The following is a 998-nucleotide window of genomic DNA, read 5'->3' on the forward strand; positions in this document are numbered from 1 at the left end:
GAGTGGTGAACGTCAGGTCCAGATCACAATCACAGATGGCGCGTTTGATGTGAATCGTCCCCGGCTGTTCTGGCACGAAGTCCGCCAGATATTCGTCCATCACCACGTCCAGCGCTGGATAGCCGACGAGAAACGACTTCACCCTCGGCCGGGTCGAAAACGGGGCCAGATCGAAGAAGTAGGGACGGTCACGGCCTTGGTGCTCCCACTTGTCGGCCGTTTCGAACAGCAGCAGATCGTGGAACTCTTCATCGGTGTTTGCGGTCTCAAATACGACCCGCTTCAACGGGATGTTGGACAGAATGCCTTCACCGGTAGAAATGCGGATCGTATCCAGTACGTCATGGGGTAGCGGCGCACCCCATCTGATGCCGAGTTGATGGCGGGTAGCAACTACGTAATCTACACCTCGGAAGCGGATTAAAGTTGCGGAACCGCCGCGACCAAGTGGAACCGTCCGGTTGCTGGATTCGAACAACATCATCCGGCACGACATGGTGATGGTCTCTTCGATGTCGCGCGATTTGTAATAGAATCGGCCCACCTTGATTGCATTGATGCCGGGAAGATTTCGGATGAGCATCTGCGACGATTAACCGGTTCGCATCCTCTGTAAGTGCAGCCTCGCTTCCCGCTCCAGCTTCTTGGTCCACGATTCCAGTCCAGCCGCCGCCCGGTCTGGCATCCTGCCCTTGATGCCCTTCGCAGCGGCTTCGGCCTGTCGGCTGAAATGAAGAGTGCACCGGAGAGGCTGGCCCCGCTCATCACGAAAGTCAAAGCCACGCAACAGTAAGATCGCTACCGCTTCATCGTCGGTAGCCTCCGCCGTCTCGTACTGGTCTTCGTGGTCGTAGTAGCGGTCCTCAATCTCGATCCGTTCGTCTGACCATTCAGGAAGTCGGCTGTAATTCTCAGGCAGTTCGAACAAAGTGTCGTTCGCGGTGATACCGAACGTTGCCGTCGAAAGGTCATCGATCATGGCATCCATTTCTGGAGAC

The 998-nt window shown here is 56.3% G+C and carries 2 protein-coding genes; both read right to left on the bottom strand.

Going from position 1 to position 998, the window contains the following annotated elements:
- On the bottom strand, nucleotides 1-583 hold a 583-nt coding region (locus EN780_RS35080; protein ID WP_133372901.1), incomplete at its 3' end, for a hypothetical protein.
- 9 nt (nucleotides 584-592) lie between these two features.
- Nucleotides 593-998 (bottom strand): hypothetical protein (locus tag EN780_RS35085; protein WP_210215089.1); only part of this gene is annotated, 406 nt, incomplete at its 5' end.

It is taken from the genome of Mesorhizobium sp. M4B.F.Ca.ET.089.01.1.1 (genome assembly GCF_004022605.1).
Lineage (GTDB): Bacteria > Pseudomonadota > Alphaproteobacteria > Rhizobiales > Rhizobiaceae > Mesorhizobium > Mesorhizobium abyssinicae.